Here is a 6,805-nt window from a genome sequence, read left to right on the forward strand (position 1 = left end):
ACCTCCCCCGTCAAGGGGGAGGTACCGCCCGGCGGGTGCGGCGCTATCGTGCCGCGACCCATATGCGATAGTCCTGCCCTTGGGGGAGAGGGGACGAAGGCGCCGATGGTTCAAGGCTGGCGGGAAACGCTCCAGGGGGCGGCCTCAATTGGCCGCAGGCTGGGCCATGAGTTCCCAGACATTGCCTTCGCTATCCTCGAAATAGGCGGAATAGCCCCATTCGGTCTGGGCGGCGTCGGTGACGATGGCGCCGCCGGCGACGAGGACGCGGCGCAGGATGTCGTCGACCTCGGCGGGGCTTTGCGCCTGGTGGCTGAGGACGAACCCGGGCGCGCCGGCGCTGGCGGGATCCTTGCCGGCGGTGCGGGCAATCTGCTCGCGCGGGAAGAGCACGAAGGAAGGGCCCGAGGGCAGGAAGAAGGCGACATGGTCCTCCCCTGCCCCGATCTGGTCGTCGGCGATCTCGAACAGGGCGCGGTAAAAGGCGAAGGCGCGTTCGAGATCGTCCACCCCGATGGTGATGATGGCGATGGAGGGCTGCATGACGATCTCCCGGCTCAGCCGTAATAGATGCTGATCTTTTGTCCGCCAATCTCGTGGACCTTGATCTCCATCTCGTAAATCGCGCCAAGCACTTCGGGGCGGATGATGGAGGCGACATCGCCCTGGGCCGCCACCCTGCCCTGCTTCATGGCCACGATATGGTCGGAATACCAGGAGGCGAAATTGATATCGTGCAGCACCAGCACCACGGTCTTGCCCAATTCGTCGGCGGCGCGGCGCAACAGCTTCATCATGCCCATGGCATGCTTCATGTCGAGATTGTTGAGCGGCTCGTCGAGCAGCAGGTAGTCGGTATCCTGGCACAGCACCATGGCGACGAAGGCCCGCTGGCGCTGGCCGCCGGAGAGCTCGTCGAGGAACCGGTCGGACAGGGCGCCGAGGTCGAGATAGCCGATGGCGCGCTCGATATGATCCTTGTCCTCCAGGGTGAGGCGGCCCTTGGAATGGGGATAGCGGCCGAAGGACACCAGATCGCGCACGGTGAGGCGCGCGGTCATGTGGTTGTCCTGGCGCAGGATGGAGAGGCGCCGCGCCAGTTCGTCGCTGGCGGTGCGGGAAATATCGAGCCCGCCCACGGTCACCGTGCCCTTGTCCATGGCCATGAGGCGGCTGACCATGGAGAGCAGGGTCGATTTGCCGGCGCCATTGGGGCCGATGATGGAGGTGATGCCGCCCTGGGGCAGTTCCAGCGAAACGCCATCGACCACGCAGCTTGCCCCATAGGACTTGGTGACGTCGTTGGTGACGATCATCGGGCCGATCTCCGCAAAACGAGGGCGATAAAGACGATGCCGCCCAGAAACTCGATGATGATCGAGAGCGCCGTATCGAAGGCGAAGACCCGTTCGAGCAGGGTCTGGCCGCCGACAAGGCAGATGATGGCCAGCAGCACGGCGGCCGGCAGCACATAGCGATGGCGGCTGTTGCCCACCAGCGAATGGGCCAGCGTCGCTACCAGGAGGCCGAAGAAAGTGACCGGCCCCACCAGCGCGGTGGACACCGAAACCAGCACAGCCACCAGCACCAGTATGGTCATGACGGTGCGGCGGTAATCGACCCCCAGATTGATGGCCTGGGCGCGGCCCAGCGAGAGCACGTCATAGGTGTGCATCATGCGAAAGCCATAGGCGCTGGCGAGAACGACGACGAGCGTGGAGATGCCCAGAAGCGTGGGATCGGTGGTGGCGAAGCTGGCAAACAGCGTATCCTGGAGCACGTTGAAGGCGCCCGGATCGAGCATGCGCTGCATGAGCTGGGAGAGCGAGCGGAAGAAAATCCCGAAGACGATGCCGACCAGCACCAGCAGATGCAGGCTGCGCTCCTCGCCCAGGAACAGCCAGCGGAACAGCAGGATGGAAAAGCCTGCCATGGCCACGACTTCGATGAGGAATTGCAGCTGCGAATCGATGGCGACCAGCGCGCCGATGCCCAAAAAGAAGACCACGGCGGTCTTGAGCAGGACGTAGAGCGCATCGAACCCCATGATGGAGGGGGTGAGGATGCGGTTATTGGTGACGGTCTGGAACAGCACGGTGGACACGGCCACCGAATAGGCGACCAGCACCAGGGAGAGCAGCTTCTTGCCGCGGAAGGAGAGCACGAAGCTCCAGCTGCCCTTGGCGCCCAGCGTCATGAACAGGCCGGTGGAGACCAGCGCCAGCGCCAGCAGGACGAGCAGCACGATGGCGGGACGCGAGAATGCGCGCGCAGGCGCTTCGGCAAGGGACTGGCCACTCATGTGGCGGCCCTCGGCGTGCGCAGCAGCAGGTAAAGGAAGATGGCGCTGCCGACCACGCCCATGACCACGCTGATGGGAATTTCATAGGGAAAGCGGATGAGGCGCCCGACGATGTCGCAGGCCAGCACCATGCCGGCGCCGCCCAGCGCCACCCAGGGCACGGTGCGGCGCATATTATCGCCCACGATCAGGCTGACCACATTGGGCACGATGAGCCCGAGAAAGGGTATGGAGCCGATCGAGACCAGCACCACTGCACTGACCACCGAGACGATGGCCAGCCCCAGCACCATGACGCGCTGGTAATTGAGCCCCAGATTGGTGGTGAAATCGCGCCCCATGCCGGCCACCGTGAAGCGGTCGGCGGCGATATAGGCCATCGCGCCGCAGACCAGGCCGATCCAGAGCAGTTCATAGCGGCCACGGATGACGCCGGAGAAATCGCCCATGTTCCAGGCGAGCAGCGAGGCCATGAGATTGGCGCGATAGGCGATAAAGGCGGTAAGCGCGCCGATGATGCCGCCCAGCATGATGCCGACCAGGGGCACCAGCAGCACGTCGCGCAGCGGCACCACGCGCAGGATGCGCAGGAACAATGCTGTGCCGCCCAGGGCGAAGACCGCCGCCACCGCCATCTTGGCCATCAGCGGCCAGCCGGGAGCGAAAAGGGTAACGACGAGAAAGCCGAGCGTGGCCGATTCAGTGGTGCCGGTGGTGGAGGGTTCAACGAACCGGTTGCGCACCACCATCTGCATGACCAGCCCGGCAATGGCCATGGAGGCCCCGGCCAGGACCAGCGCCAGGGTGCGCGGCACGCGGCTGATGACGAAGACCTCCATGGCGCGCCCTTCGGCCCCGCCGGCGAGAAGGCCGGTCAGCGAGACATCGCTGACACCGACGAAAAGGCTGACGACGGCCAGCAGCACGGTGAAAGCAAAAGCCAGGAGCAGATAGCGCAAGAGGAAACCGCCAGAAGAGAAATAACCGAACCCGGCGGCCCGCGGGCCGCCGGGTTCGCTCAAAGCGTTAAGGCCAATCAGCCGTTAAGGCCAGCCAGAACCTGATCGAGCAGGAGCATCACGCCCTGATAGCCGTGCATGGAGATATAGGCGGCCTGCGGATCGAGGTAAACGATATGGCCTTCCTTGGCGGCGGTGGTCTGGTTGAACAGTTCGTTATCGAGCAGGGCAGCGGCGGCGCCGGTGCTCTCGCCGGTGCCGGCATCGCGATCGACCACGAAGACCCAGTCGGCATTGACTTCGAGCAGGAACTCGAAGGTCACCGCGTCGCCGCCGTGATCGCCGTCCTTGACGCTGGCCAGGGCCGAGGGCATGCCGATCTCGTTATAGACCCAGGACACGCGCGAATCCGGACCATAGACGCCGAGCTTGCCGGCATTGGTGACCAGAACCAGCGCGGTGCCCTTGCCCTCGGCGGCAGCCTTGACCTCGGCGACCTTGGCATCGAGCGCGGCATCGAGCTCGGCGGCCTTGTCCTGCTTGTCGAAGATCTCGCCCAGAATGGTGAGGTTGTTCTTGACGCCCTCGATGATCGAGCCGTTGTTCACCGACAGGTCGATGGTGGGCAGGATATCCTTGGCGGTTTCAAGCGCCTTGGCCGAGCGGCCGGCGACGAAATAGACATCGGATTCGGAGGCGGCGATGCCCTCGAAATCGGGTTCGAAGAGCGAGCCCAGCTGCAGCAGGTCGGCGGGAACGCCGGTGATGTAGCTGGGGGCGTTGGAGGCGGGAGCGCCGGCAACGGCGACGCCGAGGGCCTGCAGGTCGTCATAGACGGCCCAATCCTGGGTCAGGACCTTGGCCGGCACGCCGGACAGGGTGGTTTCGCCCTGGGCGTGGGTGATGACTTTATCCTGCGCCACGGCGGAGACAGCGGTGAACGAGAGCGCGCCAGCCACGAGGGCGGCGAAAATGGCGGGAGTGCGATCGAGCTTCACGGGAGGCTTCCAATCCAGAAACGATAAAAGGGAGGACGGTCAATCCTGACCGGACCTGTCCGGTTTTCTAATGACGGCAAGGGCAAGAGTCAAACAAAGATGACCAGTCCGATCAGCTTTGGGGAAAGCTCAGCTCGAAGGGCTGTAGGTCTCGCTGCACAGGGCGGTGAAGCTCTTCATGGCCGCCGAAAGCGGGGTGGATTTGCGGCGGGCGACGAGAAGCTGGCGCAGGGCCCAGCTTTCGCCCAGCGGGGCGCAGACCAGATCGGTGCCGGCCAGCAGATGCAGGCTGGTGGAGCGCAGGAACCCGACGCCGAAGCCGGCCTCGACCATGCGCACCAGCGCCGGGAAGCTCTCGACGCGCACCGTCTCGGTGAGCTGCCGCCCCGCCTTGCGCGCGGCTTCGGCCAGAAGCCGGTCCAACGAGCCGGCCTGGTGGATGCCGACGATGGGATAATCGATGACGTCGAGAAAACCGATATCCTTGCGCGGCTCGATCCGGGCAGCCAGGGGATGGTCGGGCGGGGCCAGCACCCAGACGCGGTCATCCTCGAAGGCTTTGATCTCGAAGCGGGTGAAATCGTAATTGTCCGACACGATGGCGATGTCGGCCCGGCCCTCGTCCAGCGCCAGAAGCGCCTTGGCGGCGCTCATCTCCTGGATATCGAGATCGATGCCGTCATTGCGGGCGGCGTAGCGGGCCAGAAGCTCGGGCAGGCGCCCGGTGAGCGCCGAGCTGGTGCAGGCCAGGCGCAGGCTGCCGCGCTGGCCCGAGCCGAATTCGGCCATGACCACATCGAGATCGGCGATGGCGCGCAAGACGATGCGGCAGCCTTCGGCATAGGCCTCTCCGGCATTGGTGAGGCGCACGCCATGGGCGGAGCGGTCGAAGAGCACGACGCCCAGGCGGCTTTCGAGATCGGAGACGCGCCGGCTCACCGCCGAGGAGGCGATGCCCTCGCGCTCGGCGGCGCGGCCGATCGAGCCGGTCTCGGCCAAAAGCAGAATCAGGCGTGCGGTTACGCTATCGAAAGGTGCCATGTCGTCTCCCCACGGCACCTTAGAGCATTTCATCGAAACGATGAAATGCTCGATGTCCCTGAGCGGTCGCGTTTTCGAACCGCAAAAGTGCACACCACTTTTGCTGAAAACGCTCGATGTTCTTCAGCGGTCGCGTTTTCGAATTGCAAAAGTGCCTGCCACTTTTGCTGAAAACGCTCCATCCATCAGCCGCCAAGGAGCAGGAACAAGCCGCGCGCGAGATAGAAAATGCCGATGGCGGTGACGACCCAGCGCGTCCACGCCCGGAAGCCGTCATCGGTCATGCGTTGCAGGATGTGAAAGCCCAGATTGGTGCCGGCGATGGCAAAGGGTGCGGCGACCAGCACCATCAGCCAGTCGCCCCCACCCATGGCCGAAGCGGTGGCGCCGTAGAAAACCACCTTGGCGGCATGGGAGATGACCTGGGTGGCGGCCTTGGTGGCGATGACCTTGCGCCGGTCCATCTGCGTGCGGATGAAGAAGATATCCACCGTGGGGCCTGAAACACCCACCGCCAGGTTGAGCCCGCCCCCCATCAGCCCGCAGAAAAACCCATGCAGCGGCTTGCTGGCATCGAGCGCCAGCCAGCGGCGTGGAATCCACACCAGAACGGGCAGCAGGCCGATGACGATGCAGACCCCGGCCAGGTCGGGCGTATAGCGCAGGATGAAGAGCAGGATGGCGGCGGCGACCAGCCCGACGCAGATGGTGCACAGGATGCGCCAGTCGATATGGTCGCGCGAGAACCAGGCGCGCGAGCCATTGGCCACGATCTGGATGGCGCCCTGCACGGCGATGGCGGTGGCCACGGGCAGCATGGCCAGCAGCGCCGCCAGCAGCACCAGCCCTCCCGCCATGCCGAAAACACCGGACAAGGTGGAGGTAAGAAAAACCGCCACGGCAAGGATGGCGGCAAGGGCAAGGCTCATGGGGCACCTTTGAACAACCCCGCCCTCATGCCCGCCCGGCAGCGCAAAGGCCATCACCGTTTCGGCAAGAGGGGGTGCCGGGCGCGAGGTCAGGCCCGCTCTTTGGAGCGGGGAAGCCCGATGGTGCAGTCGTCACCCTCCCCCTTGCGGGGAGGGATCAAGGGTGGGGGGCGTGTGGCCCGATATTCGGGCTCTCGACACCCCCTCCCAACCTCCCCCGTCAAGGGGGAGGTGCTGCCTGGTGGGTGCGGCATCTCCAGTGCAGATGATGAGATATGGTGGTTTTCCTAAGTGCTCGCGGCCCTGGCGTTGGCTTGCGCCACCATCTCGTCGGGGATGTCAGAGAAGCCTGATGGTGCAGTCGTCACCCTCCCCCCTGCGGGGAGGGATCAAGGGTTGGCGACGTGTGACCCTTATATTGGGGCTCTCGACACCCCCTCCCAACCTCCCCCGTCAAGGGGGAGGTGCTGCCTGGTGGGTGCGGCATCTCCAGTGCAGATGATGAGATATGGTGGTTTTCCTAAGTGCTCGCGGCCCTGGCGTTGGCTTGCGCCACCATCTCATCGGGGATGTCGT

General features: G+C 64.8%; 7 protein-coding genes. All 7 read right to left on the reverse strand.

Annotated elements, in window-relative coordinates:
* Positions 1 to 144 precede the first annotated feature (144 nt).
* Complete coding sequence (locus VDP82_RS11945) at positions 145 to 543, reverse strand: VOC family protein (protein ID WP_323015072.1); 399 nt, start codon at positions 541 to 543, stop codon at positions 145 to 147.
* 14 nt (positions 544 to 557) lie between these two features.
* On the reverse strand, positions 558 to 1,316 hold the full coding sequence (locus tag VDP82_RS11950; RefSeq protein ID WP_323015073.1) for an ABC transporter ATP-binding protein: 759 nt from the start codon (positions 1,314 to 1,316) through the stop codon (positions 558 to 560).
* On the reverse strand, positions 1,313 to 2,302 hold the full coding sequence (locus VDP82_RS11955; protein ID WP_323015074.1) for an iron chelate uptake ABC transporter family permease subunit: 990 nt from the start codon (positions 2,300 to 2,302) through the stop codon (positions 1,313 to 1,315). Before VDP82_RS11955 ends, VDP82_RS11950 begins: the two co-directional genes overlap by 4 nt.
* Positions 2,299 to 3,261 carry an ABC transporter permease gene (locus tag VDP82_RS11960; RefSeq protein ID WP_323015075.1) on the reverse strand — a complete coding sequence of 321 codons (963 nt, stop codon included), beginning with the start codon at positions 3,259 to 3,261 and terminating at the stop codon, positions 2,299 to 2,301. The genes VDP82_RS11955 and VDP82_RS11960 overlap by 4 nt, the downstream gene beginning before the upstream one ends.
* Before the next feature lie 77 nt (positions 3,262 to 3,338).
* Positions 3,339 to 4,259 carry a siderophore ABC transporter substrate-binding protein gene (locus tag VDP82_RS11965; protein WP_323015076.1) on the reverse strand — a complete coding sequence of 307 codons (921 nt, stop codon included), beginning with the start codon at positions 4,257 to 4,259 and terminating at the stop codon, positions 3,339 to 3,341.
* Between the two features lie 129 nt (positions 4,260 to 4,388).
* Entirely contained in the window at positions 4,389 to 5,300 is a 912-nt protein-coding gene (locus VDP82_RS11970) for a LysR family transcriptional regulator (RefSeq protein WP_323015077.1), read from the reverse strand.
* 185 nt (positions 5,301 to 5,485) lie between these two features.
* Positions 5,486 to 6,229: a sulfite exporter TauE/SafE family protein gene (locus VDP82_RS11975; RefSeq protein WP_323015078.1), complete on the reverse strand. Its 744-nt coding sequence runs from the start codon at positions 6,227 to 6,229 to the stop codon at positions 5,486 to 5,488.
* Positions 6,230 to 6,805: the final 576 nt, after the last annotated feature.

Origin of the sequence: Devosia sp., assembly GCF_034675085.1 — a bacterium.
In the GTDB taxonomy this organism is placed as follows: domain Bacteria; phylum Pseudomonadota; class Alphaproteobacteria; order Rhizobiales; family Devosiaceae; genus Devosia.